The sequence below is a fragment of the Pseudomonas soli genome (assembly GCF_021283165.2).
Classification (GTDB): domain Bacteria; phylum Pseudomonadota; class Gammaproteobacteria; order Pseudomonadales; family Pseudomonadaceae; genus Aquipseudomonas; species Aquipseudomonas soli.
Window position 1 is genome coordinate 230,576 of the sequence record NZ_CP128543.1, and the last position, 13,652, is coordinate 244,227.

14 protein-coding genes are annotated in these 13,652 nt (G+C 63.7%); 8 read left to right on the forward strand and 6 right to left on the reverse strand.

Features of this window, described 5'->3' with window-relative positions:
* Positions 1-66: 66 nt before the first annotated feature.
* Genes tauD through tauA form a run of 4 tightly spaced genes read right to left on the reverse strand, consistent with a single transcriptional unit; the run spans position 67 to position 3,549 of the window.
* The gene (tauD, locus tag LU688_RS00975) at positions 67-900 is read right to left on the reverse strand and encodes a taurine dioxygenase (RefSeq protein ID WP_094011611.1); all 834 of its coding nucleotides are present in this window, start codon (positions 898-900) and stop codon (positions 67-69) included.
* A gap of 48 nt (positions 901-948) precedes the next feature.
* Positions 949-1,788: a taurine ABC transporter permease TauC gene (gene tauC / locus LU688_RS00980; RefSeq protein WP_038707153.1), complete on the reverse strand. Its 840-nt coding sequence runs from the start codon at positions 1,786-1,788 to the stop codon at positions 949-951.
* Entirely contained in the window at positions 1,785-2,564 is a 780-nt protein-coding gene (tauB, locus tag LU688_RS00985; RefSeq protein ID WP_038707154.1) for a taurine ABC transporter ATP-binding subunit, read from the reverse strand. Before tauB ends, tauC begins: the two co-directional genes overlap by 4 nt.
* Before the next feature lie 13 nt (positions 2,565-2,577).
* The gene (gene tauA / locus LU688_RS00990; protein WP_232888119.1) at positions 2,578-3,549 is read right to left on the reverse strand and encodes a taurine ABC transporter substrate-binding protein; all 972 of its coding nucleotides are present in this window, start codon (positions 3,547-3,549) and stop codon (positions 2,578-2,580) included.
* Between the two features lie 495 nt (positions 3,550-4,044).
* Here tauA and LU688_RS00995 point away from each other — a divergent pair, with 495 nt between their 5' ends.
* From LU688_RS00995 to LU688_RS01030, 8 genes are all read left to right on the forward strand, one after another.
* The gene (locus LU688_RS00995; RefSeq protein ID WP_094011609.1) at positions 4,045-5,391 is read left to right on the forward strand and encodes an OprD family porin; all 1,347 of its coding nucleotides are present in this window, start codon (positions 4,045-4,047) and stop codon (positions 5,389-5,391) included.
* A 163-nt stretch (positions 5,392-5,554) separates the two neighbouring features.
* Positions 5,555-6,193, forward strand: coding sequence for a peroxiredoxin (locus LU688_RS01000; protein ID WP_046857522.1), 639 nt, complete (start codon positions 5,555-5,557; stop codon positions 6,191-6,193).
* A gap of 219 nt (positions 6,194-6,412) precedes the next feature.
* Complete coding sequence (ssuE, locus tag LU688_RS01005; protein ID WP_094011608.1) at positions 6,413-7,006, forward strand: NADPH-dependent FMN reductase; 594 nt, start codon at positions 6,413-6,415, stop codon at positions 7,004-7,006.
* Positions 7,007-7,101: 95 nt separating this feature from the next.
* Positions 7,102-8,067, forward strand: a complete 966-nt coding sequence (locus tag LU688_RS01010) for a sulfonate ABC transporter substrate-binding protein (protein ID WP_094011607.1) — start codon at positions 7,102-7,104, stop codon at positions 8,065-8,067.
* Between the two features lie 60 nt (positions 8,068-8,127).
* Positions 8,128-9,276, forward strand: a complete 1,149-nt coding sequence (gene ssuD / locus LU688_RS01015; protein ID WP_094011606.1) for an FMNH2-dependent alkanesulfonate monooxygenase — start codon at positions 8,128-8,130, stop codon at positions 9,274-9,276.
* An 11-nt stretch (positions 9,277-9,287) separates the two neighbouring features.
* Complete coding sequence (gene ssuC, locus LU688_RS01020; protein ID WP_094011605.1) at positions 9,288-10,085, forward strand: aliphatic sulfonate ABC transporter permease SsuC; 798 nt, start codon at positions 9,288-9,290, stop codon at positions 10,083-10,085.
* Positions 10,085-10,897 (forward strand): aliphatic sulfonates ABC transporter ATP-binding protein, encoded by an 813-nt coding sequence (gene ssuB, locus LU688_RS01025; protein WP_038707158.1) that lies wholly within the window; start codon positions 10,085-10,087, stop codon positions 10,895-10,897. Before ssuC ends, ssuB begins: the two co-directional genes overlap by 1 nt.
* 30 nt (positions 10,898-10,927) lie before the next feature.
* On the forward strand, positions 10,928-11,143 hold the full coding sequence (locus LU688_RS01030; RefSeq protein ID WP_008095172.1) for a TOBE domain-containing protein: 216 nt from the start codon (positions 10,928-10,930) through the stop codon (positions 11,141-11,143).
* Between the two features lie 123 nt (positions 11,144-11,266).
* Here the strand turns inward: LU688_RS01030 and LU688_RS01035 are convergent, their stop codons facing one another.
* The gene (locus LU688_RS01035; RefSeq protein ID WP_094011604.1) at positions 11,267-11,893 is read right to left on the reverse strand and encodes a TetR/AcrR family transcriptional regulator; all 627 of its coding nucleotides are present in this window, start codon (positions 11,891-11,893) and stop codon (positions 11,267-11,269) included.
* On the reverse strand, positions 11,893-13,470 hold the full coding sequence (gshA, locus tag LU688_RS01040) for a glutamate--cysteine ligase (protein WP_177182918.1): 1,578 nt from the start codon (positions 13,468-13,470) through the stop codon (positions 11,893-11,895). Before gshA ends, LU688_RS01035 begins: the two co-directional genes overlap by 1 nt.
* Positions 13,471-13,652: the final 182 nt, after the last annotated feature.

A 13,652-nucleotide genomic window follows, 5' to 3' on the forward strand; every position in this document is an offset into this window, starting at 1 on the left:
GGTTGTTGCAAAACCTGTGGGAGCTGGCTTGCCAGCGAAAGGAAGCCAAAGGCCTCCCCCGATCTTTCAGAACGGCGCATCCCCCAGGATGGTCGCCCGATGCATCACCCGCCGGCTGGGCCGGTAATCATCCACCGCAAAGTGCTGCGTCACGCGGTTGTCCCAGAACGCCACGTCATTTTCCTGCCAACGCCAGCGAATGCTGAACTCCGGCCGCGTCGCATGGGCGAACAGCAGCTTGAGCAGCGCCTCGCTCTCCTGCTCATTCAATTCGTTGATCCGCGTGGTGAAACCTTCATTGACGAACAGCGCCTTGCGTCCGCTGACCGGGTGCGTGCGCACCACCGGGTGCGACAGCGGCGGATTGTTGCGCCGGGTCGTCTCCCAGCGGGCCAGGTCCTCGGGCGTAGTGCCGAAACGTTCCAGCGGGAACGACTTGGTGAAATCATGGGTGGCGGTCAGGCCGTCCAGCATTGTGCGCAGCGGCGCCGACAGCGCCTCGAACGCAGCGATGCCGCTGGCCCACAGAGTGTCACCACCAAAGGCCGGCAACTGCTTGGCGCTGAGCACCGCGCCCAGCGCCGGGGTCGGCAGGAAGGTCACGTCGGTGTGCCACACGGCGTTGTCGCGCACGTCGGTGACTGCGGTGTCGAGGATCAACACCTGCGGTGTCTCCGGCACATTGGGATAGATCGGGTGGATATGCAGGTCGCCGAAGCGGGCGGCGAAGCGCGCCTGCTGCTCGGGAGTGATTGGTTGATCGCGGAAGAACAGCACCTGGTGCTCGAGCAGCGCCTGCTCGATGGCGTCACGCTGTTGGGCATTGATGTCGCGGCTGATGTCCACGCCGCTGATCTGCGCGCCCAGTGCCGGGCTCAAGGGGGTAACGGTCAGGCTCATGTCTTTTCTCGTTCCAGGTGCCGGTTTGCCGGCGTGGTCATTTGGGGATCAATGGCTCTGGCCGTGCCAGGGCACCAGCTTGCGCTGCAGGGCGCGCAGGCCCATCTCAAGGGCGAAGGCGATCAGGGCAATCAGCAGGATCCCCAGGACCACCACATCGGTGACCAGGAACTGCGCGGCGGACTGCACCATGAAGCCCAGGCCACTGGTGGCGGCGATCAGTTCGGCGGCGACCAGCGTCGACCAGCCCACGCCGAGGCCGATGCGGATGCCGGTGAGGATGTCGGGCAGTGCGCTAGGCAGGATCACGTGGCGGATCAGTTGGATTTTGCTGGCGCCCAGCGACTGCGCGGCGCGCAACTTGGCCGGGTCGACGGTGCGCACGCCGGTGGCGGTGGCGATGGCAATCGGGGCGAAGATCGCCAGGTAGATCAAAAGCACTTTCGACAGCTCGCCTATGCCGCACCAGATGACGATCAGCGGCAGGTAAGCCAGCGGCGGAATCGGCCGGTAGAACTCGATCAGCGGGTCGAGAACGCCGCGGGCCACGCGGTTGTAGCCGATGGCGATGCCCACCGGGATGGCGGTCAGGGTGGCGGCAAGCAGCGCCAGGCCGATGCGCCCCAGGCTCGCGCCCAGGTGCTGCCACAGGCTGGCGTCCATGTAGCCCTGGGTGAGCAGCGTCCAGCCCTTGGCCAGGATATCGGCGGGCGAGGGCAGGAACAGCGGCTCGATCCAGCCGGCGGCGGTAACCAGCCACCACACCAACAGCAGCGAGGCCAGGGTGAGGGCGCTGATCCAGCGGGTCGGTAAGGGCTTGCGGGTTTTCACGACAGGTGGCGTCCGGGGGGGCCGCTTGGCGGTGGCTGGCAATTCGATACTGCTCATGCGGACTCCTGACGTTGCGAGAACACCCGCGCCAGCACGTGCTCGCGGGTCTCGATGAAGCGTGGATCGGACTTGATCGCCCGCGCCGACTCGCCAGCGGCGTAGCGCTGGCCGAAGTCCAGTTGCAGGCGCTCGACCACCCGTCCCGGATTGGGCGCCAGGAGCACCAGCTCGGTGGCGAGGAACACCGCTTCCTCAATGTCGTGGGTGATCAGGAACACTGGCTTGGCGGTGCGCTGCCAGACCTGCAGCAGCAGCTCCTGCATCTGTTCGCGGGTAAAGGCATCGAGGGCGCCGAACGGTTCGTCCATCAACAGCACTCGCGGGTCGGCCGCCAGCGCCCGGGCAAGGCCCACGCGCTGCTTCTGCCCACCGGACAATTGCCATACGCGCCGCTCGCCGAAGCCGGCCAGGTCTACCAGTGCCAGCATCTCTCGTGCCTTGGCTTCACGCTGTGCACGCGGTACGCCTGCCAGCTCCAGGCCGAAGGCGACGTTGCCGAGCACGTCCTGCCAGGGCAGCAGGGCGTCGTCCTGGAACACCACGCCGCGCTCGGCCCCCGGGCCTTGCACCGGTGCGCCATCGAGGGTGATGCGCCCGCCGCTGGGGGCGACGAAGCCGGCGATCAGGTTGAGCAGCGAGGTCTTGCCGCTGCCTGAAGGCCCGAGGGCCACCAGCAACTGGCGCGGACCCAGGCTCAGGTTGATATCGGCCAGCACCGGGGTGGGGGCGCCGGGGTACTGTGCGCTGATGCGCTCCAGCTCGAGCAAGGCCATGACGGGCTCCAGATCAGTTGGGCAGGTACTGGGCGCTGACGTAGGGCGCGTAGTCCGGCAGCACGGCATCGACCTTGCCCTGCTGCTTGAGGAAGGTGGCGGTGTCGGTCAGCGCCTGGGTGGTCGGTGCGCCGAGTGCGCTGGCCTGGTCGGCGGCCAGTGGATAGACGTTGCCCTGCAGCAGCACCGGGATATCGGTGGGCTTGGCGCCAGACAGCTTGACCAGCTTGGCGACGTTGTCTTTGTCGGCCAGCCAGGCTTGCGGGTCCTTGCGGTAGTCGGCATAGGCGTCGAGGGTGACCTTGGCGAACGACTTGACGATCTCCGGGTGCTTGGCAGCGAAGTCCTTGCGCACGATCCAGGCGTCGAAGGTCGGCGCGCCTTTCTCGGCAAGCTCGCCGGAGGTGATCAGTACCTTGCCGTTCTCCTTGGCCACGCCCAGGGCTGGGTCCCAGACGTAGGTGGCGTCGATGTCGCCGCGTTTCCAGGCGGCGATGATCGCTGGTGGCGCGAGGTTGAGGATCTGCACTTTCGACGGGTCGATGTTCCAGCTCTTCAGCGCGGCCAACAGGCTGTAGTGGCCGGTGGAAACGAACGGCACGGCGACTTTCTTGCCCACCAGGTCCTGCGGGGTCTTGATGCTGTCGCGGGCGACCAGGGCTTCGCCGGCGCCGATCTGGGTGGCGATCAGGAAGGTTTCCACAGGCAATTTGCGGGTGGCGGCGGCGGCCAGCGGGCTGGAGCCGAGGTAGCCGATCTGCACGTCGCCCGAGGCGACAGCGGTGATCACGTCGGCGCCGTTGTCGAACTTGCGCCAGTCGATGCTGGCCTTGCTGTCCTTTTCATAGGTGCCATCGACCTGGGCCACCTTTGCCGGGTCGACGGTGGTCTGGTAGGCAACGGTCAGGTCGGCGGCCTGGGCCAGCCAGCTGGCACTGGTGAGGGTCAGGGCGGCGAACAGGCGCAGCGGAGCATGCGGGATCATGGTTGAACCTCTCGTCAGGCATTCTGGGATAGATGGCGAGAAGACTAGATGATCTAAGAAATATGAAATAAATAACTTTTTAGAATTAGCTTAAAAGCCAATCGCTCTGACCCACGGCCCTGTGGGGCGGCGGTACTGGTGGCGGAATCTGCCAAGCCAGCTAGGCTTGATCGGTTTCGACGGGGCGGTCGTCACGCCTGCAAACGTTTGCACATAACCTAAAGGTATGATTGACGGCGTCGATACAACGATTTGCAGGAATGGTTCCGATGTTATTCCGTAAAAATCTTACAGATTCATAAAACGGTCATTTTGGATTTATAGGATTGTCATTATCCTGTAGCGCAGATCGACGGATTAGACCAAAGTCGCGAATCGATCGTTAGCGATTGACTTGGCGGTCACGCTTTAGGGCTAAATCGCCAATCCGGGTGAGTGGGGCAGCAGACTCCGCCGCTTGAGACGCACAAAAATTAGAACGTAGAGGAGCAAAACATGTACAAGTCCAGCCTGGCCCTGGCCGTGGCACTGGGGGTTCTCGCCCAACAAGCAGGCGCTGCAGGTTTCGTCGAGGACAGCAAGCTGTCCCTGAGCTCGCGCACCATGTACTTCAACAACGATAACCGTGAAGTCGGTGCGGACAACCGTGAATCGGGTCAGGGCTTCAAGCTCGACTACATTTCTGGTTTCACCGAAGGTACCGTAGGCTTCGGTGTGGACGCTCAGGCGCTGTGGGGTATTCACCTCGACGGTGGCAAAGGCAAGCACCCTGACAACAGCTCCTTCTTCCCGAGTGAGACCAACGGTTCGGCAGCGGCCCAATGGGCTCGTCTTGGCGCCAACGCCAAAGCCCGCTTCTCCAAAACTGAAGCTCACTTCGGTAGCGCCTTGGCGCCAATGTTGCCGATCCTGGTCTCCAACGACGGTCGCCTGCTGCCGCAAACCTTTGAAGGTGCAACCATCACCTCGAAGGAAATCGACAATCTGACTGTCAACGCCGGTCAACTGACCCACGCCATGGGTCGTGCTTCGAGCAACCGCACCGGCCTGTCGGTCAACGGTGCTACCGCTGACAGCAACAAGTTCCGCTACGGCGGCCTGGACTACAAGCTCACTCCAGACCTGACCCTGCAGTACTACTACTCGAACCTGGAAGACTTCTACAAACAGCACTTCCTGGGTGCGACTCACGTCTTCAAGATCTCGGACGACCAGTCATTCAAGACCGACCTGCGCTACTTTGACAGCAGCAGCGACGGCCGGAACGGCAGTGGTGGCGGCTACAACTTCAACAACAACAACGGTTATGCCAAGCATGTCGGTGAAGTTGACAACAAAACCTGGTCGGCGATGTTCACCTATACTCTGGGCGGCCATGCACTCATGCTCGGTCACCAGCAGGTCAGCGATGACGGTGCGTTCGTCTGGCTGAACCAGGGTAGCGTGCGCGATGGCAATGGCCGTCCGGAAGGCGCGGGCGGTGCTAGCTTCTACCTGTTCACCGACAGCATGATCAACCAGTTCGCTCGTGCAGGTGAAAACACTACCTTCGGCCAGTACTCGTACGATTTCGCTCGTCTTGGCGTGCCAGGCTTGAAGGCGTCCGTTGCATATCTGCGCGGTACCGACGTTCGCAACGCTTCGGGCAACGGTTCCTACAGCGAGTGGGAGCGGGACGCGCGTGTCGACTACGTGATCCAGGAAGGTACTCTGAAGGGACTGGGCTTCAGCCTGCGTCAAGGTGTTTACCGCGGGACCAACGGTCCTGCCGGCAACACTGAATACACCAAAGACCAGGACCAGACTCGCTTCATCGTCAACTACACTTACGCCTTCATGTAAGTCGTAGCTGCACAAAGAAAGCCTCGCCTTGTGCGAGGCTTTTTGTGTCTGCGATTCCGTATGCGATCTGGTTATAAATAAATCGATATTTATTCTTTTTATTTTTATTCGGAAGCAGGCACATTGAACCCACAAGGCCAGACACAGCACAGGAGCCGCTTCCATGAGCCTCAAACTCGGCGATATCGCCCCCGATTTCGAACAGGATTCCAGCGCCGGCAAGATCCGTTTCCACGAATGGCTGGGCGACAGCTGGGGCGTGCTGTTCTCCCACCCGGCCGACTTCACCCCGGTGTGCACCACCGAACTGGGCCTGACCGCCAAGCTCAAGGATGATTTCGCCAAGCGCGGGGTCAAGGCCATCGCCCTGTCGGTGGACCCGGTGGACTCGCACCACAAGTGGATCGACGACATCAACGAGACCCAGAACACCGTGGTCAACTTCCCGATCATCGCCGACGCCGATCGCAAGGTCTCCGACCTGTACGACCTGATCCACCCCAACGCCAGCGACACCCTGACCGTGCGTTCGCTGTTCGTCATCGACCCGAACAAGAAGGTGCGCCTGACCATCACCTATCCGGCCAGTACCGGGCGCAACTTCAACGAGATCCTGCGGGTGATCGACTCGCTGCAGCTGACCGACAACTACAAGGTCGCCACGCCGGGCAACTGGCAGGATGGCGATGAGGTAGTGATCGTGCCTTCGCTCAAGGACGAAGATGAAATCAAACGTCGTTTCCCGAAAGGGTATCGGGCGGTGAAACCCTATCTGCGGCTGACCCCGCAACCCAATCGTTGAGGCATTCCTCGTTGCATTGCTCTTAGCCAAGCAGGGATCTTCGGGCCGTTTCGACGGCCCTTTTTTATTGTGTGGCTACAGTAATTCGTAAATTCATAAATGGAATAAACAAATGAAAAAATATGATTTATAGATATATGTGACGAGCTGTTAATGTCGTTACATCCAGCGGGGACAACCCCTCGCGGCCCTGCAATCGAATCGAAGGAAGCTCTTTCAATGCTGGTTGTCTCTGTCGGTGGTAGCCCCAGTCTTCGTTCACGCTCCGGCGTGCTGCTAGAGCGCTCGCGCGACTGGCTGCAGGAGCGGGGCGTCGAAGTGGTGACCTTCCAGGTGCGTGAGTTTCCCGCCGAAGATCTGCTGCATGCCCGTTTCGACAGCCCGCAGGTGCGCCACTTCAACGCACTTGTAGCCCAGGCCGACGGCTTGGTGGTGGCCACCCCGGTGTACAAGGCGTCCTTCGCCGGGGCCTTGAAGACCTTGCTCGACCTGCTGCCCGAGCGGGCCCTGGAACACAAGGTGGTGTTGCCGATCGCAACCGGTGGGAGCATCGCCCACATGCTGGCCGTGGACTACGCGCTCAAGCCCGTGCTGTCGGCCCTCAAGGCGCAGGAGACCCTGCAAGGGATCTTCGCCGACGACAGCCAGATTGCCTACGGCGAGGGCGCCAGGCCCGCGCAACTGGCCGCTGCCCTGGAGCAGCGCCTGCAGGATTCGCTGGAAACGTTCCACAGCGCCATGGCGCGCCGGCCCCAACCTGTCGCCCCCGGCGTGCTCAACGAACGCCTGATCAGTGCCCGCTGGAGTATCTGAACCAGGCTTGACCGCTCCATCGCTGTCCCCACCTTACTCGCCCGCCAACGAGGCAAGCAGGTGCTACCCGAACCCAACTCGCACAGGAGAGCGCCATGCGCACAGTCTTCTTGCGTCGTGGTCTGGTCGCCCTGTTCGCGGCGGCTGTGTCCTTCGGCGCCATCAGCCAAGCCCAGGCCGAGAGCCTGCGTATCGGTTACCAGAAATACGGCACCCTGGTGCTGCTCAAGGCCAAGGGGTCGCTGGAAAAGCGCCTGAAGGAACAGGGCATCGACGTGCAATGGACCGAGTTCCCCGGCGGTCCACAGCTGCTCGAAGGGCTCAACGTCGGCTCCATCGACTTCGGCGTGACCGGCGAAACGCCGCCGGTGTTTGCCCAGGCCGCGGGCGCCGATCTGCTCTACGTCGCCTATGAGCCGCCAGCTCCGCACAGCGAGGCGATCCTGGTGCCGAAGGGGTCGACGGTCCAGTCGGTGAAGGAACTCAAGGGCAGGAAAGTCGCCCTCAACAAGGGTTCCAACGTGCATTACCTGCTGGTGCGTGCCCTGGAAGACGCCGGTCTCAAGTACACCGATATCCAGCCCGTCTACCTGCCCCCGGCCGATGCCCGCGCCGCCTTCGAGCGCGGCAGTGTCGATGCCTGGGTGATCTGGGATCCGTACCAGGCCGCCGCCGAGCAACAGCTGCAGGCACGCACCCTGCGTGACGGCAAGGATCTGGTCGACAATCACCAGTTCTACCTCGCCACCCGCAGCTATGCGACCCAGCACCCGGCGGTGATCAACACCCTGGTTGAAGAAGTGCGCGCCGTGGGCGAATGGTCCCAGGCCAATCCGCATCAGGTCACCGACCAGGTTGCGCCGCTGCTCGGCCTGCCTGCCGACATCACCCTGACTTCGGTCAAGCGCCAAGGCTACGGAGCCGCGCCGCTGACCCCGGAAGTGATCGCCGCACAGCAGAAGATTGCCGACACCTTCCAGGCCCTGAAGCTGATTCCCAAGCCCTTGAGCATCAAGGACGTGATCTGGACACCCCCGGCCAAGGTCGCCAGTGCGCCTTGAACGTTTCGCCTGCGCCGGGGCGTCGCCCCGGCATGAGCCACCCTTGAGGAGACAACTCCAATGAGCCTTAACATTTTCTGGTTCCTCCCTACCCATGGTGACGGCAAGTACCTGGGCACCAGCGAAGGCGCCCGCGCCGTCGACCACGGTTACCTGAGCCAGATCGCCCAGGCCGCCGACCGCCTGGGCTTCGGCGGCGTGCTGATCCCCACCGGACGTTCCTGCGAGGACTCCTGGCTGGTGGCGGCGTCGCTGATCCCGGTGACCGAGCGCCTGAAGTTCCTGGTGGCCCTGCGCCCGGGGATCATCTCGCCGACCGTCGCAGCCCGTCAGGCCGCGACCCTGGATCGTCTGTCCAACGGCCGTGCATTGTTCAACCTGGTGACCGGTGGCGATCCGGACGAACTGGCCGGTGATGGCCTGCACCTGAACCACCAGGAACGCTATGAGGCGTCGGTGGAATTCACCCGTATCTGGCGCAAGGTGCTCGAAGGCGAAACGGTCGACTACGACGGCAAGCACATCCAGGTCAAAGGCGCCAAGCTGCTCTACCCGCCGATCCAGCAGCCGCGCCCGCCGCTGTACTTCGGTGGCTCGTCTGACGCTGCCCAGGACCTGGCCGCCGAACAGGTCGAGCTGTACCTGACCTGGGGCGAGCCGCCGGCCGCGGTGGCCGAGAAGATTGCTGCGGTACGTGAGAAAGCGGCCGCCCAGGGCCGTGAGGTGCGCTTCGGCATTCGCTTGCACGTGATTGTGCGAGAAACCAACGAGGAGGCCTGGGCCGCCGCCGACAGGCTGATCTCGCACCTGGACGACGACACCATCGCCCGCGCCCAGGCGTCGCTGGCGCGCTTCGACTCGGTCGGTCAGCAGCGCATGGCCGCGCTGCACGGTGGCAAGCGCGACAACCTCGAAGTGGCGCCGAACCTGTGGGCCGGTGTCGGCCTGGTACGTGGTGGCGCCGGCACCGCGCTGGTGGGCGATGGCCCGACCGTCGCGGCGCGGGTCAAGGAATACGCCGATCTTGGCATCGATACCTTCATCTTCTCGGGCTATCCACACCTCGAAGAGTCGTACCGCGTCGCCGAGCTGCTGTTCCCGCATCTGGACGTGCAGCGCCCGGAGCAGCCGAAAACCGGTGGCTACGTAAGCCCGTTCGGTGAAATGGTCGCCAACGACATCCTGCCCAAATCCGTGTCGCAGAGCTGAGGGCCGGGGCCATGAGTCGTGCATCCACCACCACCTGGTCCAAGCGCCTGGCGCCCTGGGCCCTGCCGATCCTGCTGCTGGCGGTATGGCAGTTGTCGGTCAGCGCAGGCTGGCTGTCGACCCGCATCCTGCCGGCGCCGAGCGCGGTGGTCAGTGCTGGCGTCGAGCTGGTGCGCAGTGGCCAGATCTGGACCCACCTGGCCATCAGCGGCTGGCGTGCCGGCCTGGGCTTCGTGATCGGCGGCAGTCTCGGCCTGTTGCTCGGTTTCATCACCGGCCTGTCGAACTGGGGCGAGCGCCTGCTCGACAGTTCGGTGCAGATGATCCGCAACGTGCCGCACCTGGCGCTGATCCCGCTGGTGATCCTGTGGTTCGGCATCGACGAGTCGGCAAAGATTTTCCTGGTGGCCCTGGGGACGCTGTTCCCCATCTACCTGAACACCTATCACGGGATCCGCAACGTCGATCCGGCGCTGGTGGAGATGGCGCGCAGCTACGGGCTGTCGGGCTTCGCGCTGTTCCGCCAGGTGATCCTGCCGGGGGCGCTGCCCTCGATCCTGGTCGGCGTGCGCTTCGCCCTGGGTTTCATGTGGCTGACACTGATCGTCGCCGAGACCATTTCGGCCAACTCGGGCATCGGCTACCTGGCGATGAACGCCCGTGAGTTCCTGCAGACCGACGTGGTGGTGCTGGCCATTGTCCTGTACGCGGTGCTCGGCAAGCTGGCCGACCTGGCCGCCCGTGGCCTGGAGCGTGTGTGGCTGCGTTGGCACCCGGCGTACCAGGTGGCGAAGAAGGAGGGCGCGTGATGACGGTGCTCAAGGCACAACCGCCACGCCTGCTGCGTGGCATCCCCCTGGCGGCCAGGGACCTGCGTCGTACGTTCGGCCAGCGCGAAGTGCTGCGCGGGATCGATCTGCACATTCCGGCTGGCCAGTTCGTCGCCATCGTTGGTCGCAGTGGTTGCGGTAAAAGCACCTTGCTGCGCCTGCTGGCCGGGCTCGACCAGCCCAGCGGCGGCCAATTGCTGGCGGGCGCCGCGGCGCTTGCCGAGGCCCGCGAGGATACCCGGCTGATGTTCCAGGACGCGCGCCTGCTGCCCTGGAAGAAGGTGATCGACAACGTCGGCCTGGGGTTGTCCGGCAACTGGCGGCCACGCGCCCTGGAAGCCCTGGAGGCGGTCGGCCTGGTCGATCGCGCCAATGAGTGGCCGGCGGCCTTGTCCGGTGGCCAGAAACAGCGGGTGGCCCTGGCCCGGGCGCTCATTCATCAGCCGCGTCTGCTGCTGCTGGATGAGCCCTTGGGCGCGCTGGACGCCCTGACCCGTATCGAGATGCAGCAACTGATCGAGCGCCTGTGGCGCCAGCACGGTTTCACCGTGCTGCTGGTCACCCACGACGTCAGCGAAGCCGTCGCCGTGGCCGACCGGGTGATCCTGATCGAAGACGGCGCCGTCGGCCTGGACCTGGTCATCGACCTGCCGCGACCTCGAGTGCGGGGTTCGCACCGCCTGGCGGCGCTGGAAAGCGAAGTGCTCAACCGTGTTCTCTCCGTCCCGGGCACGCCGCCCGATCCGGAACCTGTCGCCCCGTTGCCCACGCAGTTGCGTTGGGCTCATTGAATCCCCGAAACCGCAAAAAGGAATGACGCCATGACCATCAAAGCCATCAACGTTCGCAACCAGTTCAAAGGCACCGTGAAGGAAATCCTCGAAGGCCCGGTACTCTCTGAAATCGACGTGCAGACCGCCTCTGGCATCGTCACTTCGGTGATTACCACCCGTTCCGTGAAGGAGCTCGAGTTGCAGGTAGGCAGCGAGGTGATCGCCTTCGTGAAATCGACCGAGGTGTCCATCGCCAAGCTCTGATTTCCGGTGTCTTGCGAGGGAGCGGGCTTGCCCCGCGATGGCGTCAGTCGACACATCTACGTTGCCTGACTTGACGCTATCACGGGGCAAGTCGCATCGGCGCACCGCCGCTCCCACGCCGAATCAGCGTTTGGCCAGATAAGGCGGCAGATACAGCCCCAGATACGCCTCGAACACGCGCATCCCTTCCTCCGCCATGCGTGGCGTGATCGTCTCATGCAGCTGCATCGAGCGGGCATACACCCGGTCGCTCAGTTCCATCGCCAGGGCGAACACGTGCACCTCCCTCGGCATCGCTGGCAACTGAAAATGTCGGTCGAACAGCTGGTGCATCAACTCGCCCAGTTCCAGATCATGCTGGCGATCAGCCTGGACCACTTCGCTCAAACCATGCTGGGCGAGGATCAGCTGCCGCGCCGCGGCGTCCTCGTTGTAGATGTCGAGCATGCGCTGCTCGATCAGGCGCGACAGGCCAGGCCAGGTGCTGAACGCCGTGCTTTCGATCGGTGCGCTCAGGGCCTCGCGAAAAGCCCGGTGCACATCGGCGGTCAGCGCCTCCAGCAAGGCCGGCACGCTGGCGAAGAAGTGGTACACCGACGATGGCGGGATCTGCGCCCGTTCCGCCACGCTGTAGATCGACAACCCCGCCACCCCTTGGCCTGCCAGCAGCTCGCGTGCCGCGGCGAGGATCGCTTCGATCCTGGCCTGGCTGCTGGCGCGTGGCTTGCGCGGGGTGGCGGTGCGGTTCATCAGTTGCTGATTGCCAGGATGCTGGCCTGGTAGGCGCCGACGAACAGGTCGAAGTCACCGACCTCTTCCTGTTCCAGCTCGGACTGCTTGGCGATCGACTCGCGAGCAAGGGTTTCGAAGGCCTGTTGCTGCGCGCTGGTCAGTGGCTGCTCGCGGAAGCTCTCGGCGTGCAGGCGGCTCTGGCGTAGGGAGAACTGGACAAAGCTCTCGTCATGTTCGGTCATGCGCGCCAGCACCTGCGCCGATGGCGTCAGCTCGGGATCGTCGACCTTGGCCTGCTGTGCTTCCAGGGCCTTGGCGTGGTCATTGCCACCCTTGGCACGGTCGAGCAGCCCGGCCAGCTGGCCGATCCGCTCGATCAGTTCGCTTGCCCATTCCTTCAATGCGACCGGCTGGCCGTCACGGCGCAGCTCCAGGCCCGGGCGCCGACCTTCCTTGACCACGGTGAGGAAGTTGTCGGTGCACTGGCCGCACTCGCCGTTGTCCAGTTGCGGGCTCTCTTCGAGGGCGCAGAACAGCAGGAAGGCGTCGAGGAAACGGGCTTCGGTCAGGTCGATGCCCACTGGCAGGAACGGGTTGATGTCCAGGCAGCGTACTTCCACGTATTGCACGCCACGCGAGGTCAGGGCCTGGATTGGCCGCTCGCCGGTGTAGGTGACGCGTTTGGGGCGGATGTTCGAGTAGTACTCGTTCTCGATCTGCAGGATGTTGGTGTTCAACTGCACCCACTCGCCATCGACGTGCGTGCCGACCTCGACATAGGGCGGGTAGGGCGTGCCGACGGCCTTGCGCAGGCTATCGGTGTAGCTGGCCAGGTTGTTGTAGCAGGGCGTGAGGCCCGCCTGGGCGTTGCTCTGGTAGCCCAGGTCACTCATGCGCAGGCTGGTGGCGTAGGGCAAGTACAGTGTTTCGGCGTCGAGTTCTTCGAGCTGGTGCGGGCGGCCGCGCAGGAAGCCCTTGTCCAGGGCCGGGGACGCGCCGAACAGGTACATCAGCAGCCAGCTGTAGCGGCGGAAGTTGCGGATCAGCGCGATATAGGCCGAGGACTGGTAGTCGCGGTCGTCCTGCTCGCCGCCTTCGGCATCGCGCAACAGCGGCCACAGCGTCTCGGGCAGCGAGAAGTTGTAATGGATGCCGGCGATGCACTGCATGGTGCGGCCGTAACGCAGGGCCAGGCCCTTGCGGTACACGTGCTTGAGCTTACCGATGTTCGAGCTGCCGTACTCGGCGATCGGGATGTCTTCTTCGGCCGGCAGCGCGCAGGGCATCGACGGGCTCCACAGCAGTTCGTCGCCCAGTTTGCTGTAGACGAAGCGGTGGGTCTGTTCGAGGCTCTCGAGTACCTTGGCAGGGTCCGCCAGGGCTGGGGTGATGAACTCCAGCAGTGACTCGGAATAGTCAGTGGTGATCTGCTCGTTGGTCAGCGCCGACCCCAGTGCTTCGGGGTGCGGGGTCTGGGCCAGGCGACCTTCTTTGGTCACGCGCAGGCATTCGCGCTCAATGCCGTGCAGGCACTGCTTGAGCAGGTCGATATTGTCGCCGAGCAGGCTCAGGCGGCGGTTGAGGAGGTCGCTCAAGATGGATTCCTTCACGCGTCAGTCGCCCCAATATGGGGGTAGAGATGACGGTCTACAAGGGTAGTTGGGAAAGGAACTGGCGTTGTCGCCTGGTTTACGCGGTTCCGTCGCTGGCCTGTATGCGTCTGATCGCGGGGCAAGCCCGCTCCCACGAAGCGTAGAAACGTTCGTGGGAGCGGGCT

Coding starts and splice junctions, on each gene's coding strand:
- LU688_RS01035 (WP_094011604.1), bottom strand. CDS start 11,893: ATGAACCGCACCGCCACCCCGCGCAAGCCACGCGCCAGCAGCCAGGCC.
- ssuB (WP_038707158.1), top strand. CDS start 10,085: ATGACGGTGCTCAAGGCACAACCGCCACGCCTGCTGCGTGGCATCCCC.
- ssuC (WP_094011605.1), top strand. CDS start 9,288: ATGAGTCGTGCATCCACCACCACCTGGTCCAAGCGCCTGGCGCCCTGG.
- tauA (WP_232888119.1), bottom strand. CDS start 3,549: ATGATCCCGCATGCTCCGCTGCGCCTGTTCGCCGCCCTGACCCTCACC.
- tauB (WP_038707154.1), bottom strand. CDS start 2,564: ATGGCCTTGCTCGAGCTGGAGCGCATCAGCGCACAGTACCCCGGCGCC.
- LU688_RS00995 (WP_094011609.1), top strand. CDS start 4,045: ATGTACAAGTCCAGCCTGGCCCTGGCCGTGGCACTGGGGGTTCTCGCC.
- LU688_RS01030 (WP_008095172.1), top strand. CDS start 10,928: ATGACCATCAAAGCCATCAACGTTCGCAACCAGTTCAAAGGCACCGTG.
- LU688_RS01010 (WP_094011607.1), top strand. CDS start 7,102: ATGCGCACAGTCTTCTTGCGTCGTGGTCTGGTCGCCCTGTTCGCGGCG.
- tauD (WP_094011611.1), bottom strand. CDS start 900: ATGAGCCTGACCGTTACCCCCTTGAGCCCGGCACTGGGCGCGCAGATC.
- ssuD (WP_094011606.1), top strand. CDS start 8,128: ATGAGCCTTAACATTTTCTGGTTCCTCCCTACCCATGGTGACGGCAAG.
- ssuE (WP_094011608.1), top strand. CDS start 6,413: ATGCTGGTTGTCTCTGTCGGTGGTAGCCCCAGTCTTCGTTCACGCTCC.
- tauC (WP_038707153.1), bottom strand. CDS start 1,788: ATGAGCAGTATCGAATTGCCAGCCACCGCCAAGCGGCCCCCCCGGACG.
- LU688_RS01000 (WP_046857522.1), top strand. CDS start 5,555: ATGAGCCTCAAACTCGGCGATATCGCCCCCGATTTCGAACAGGATTCC.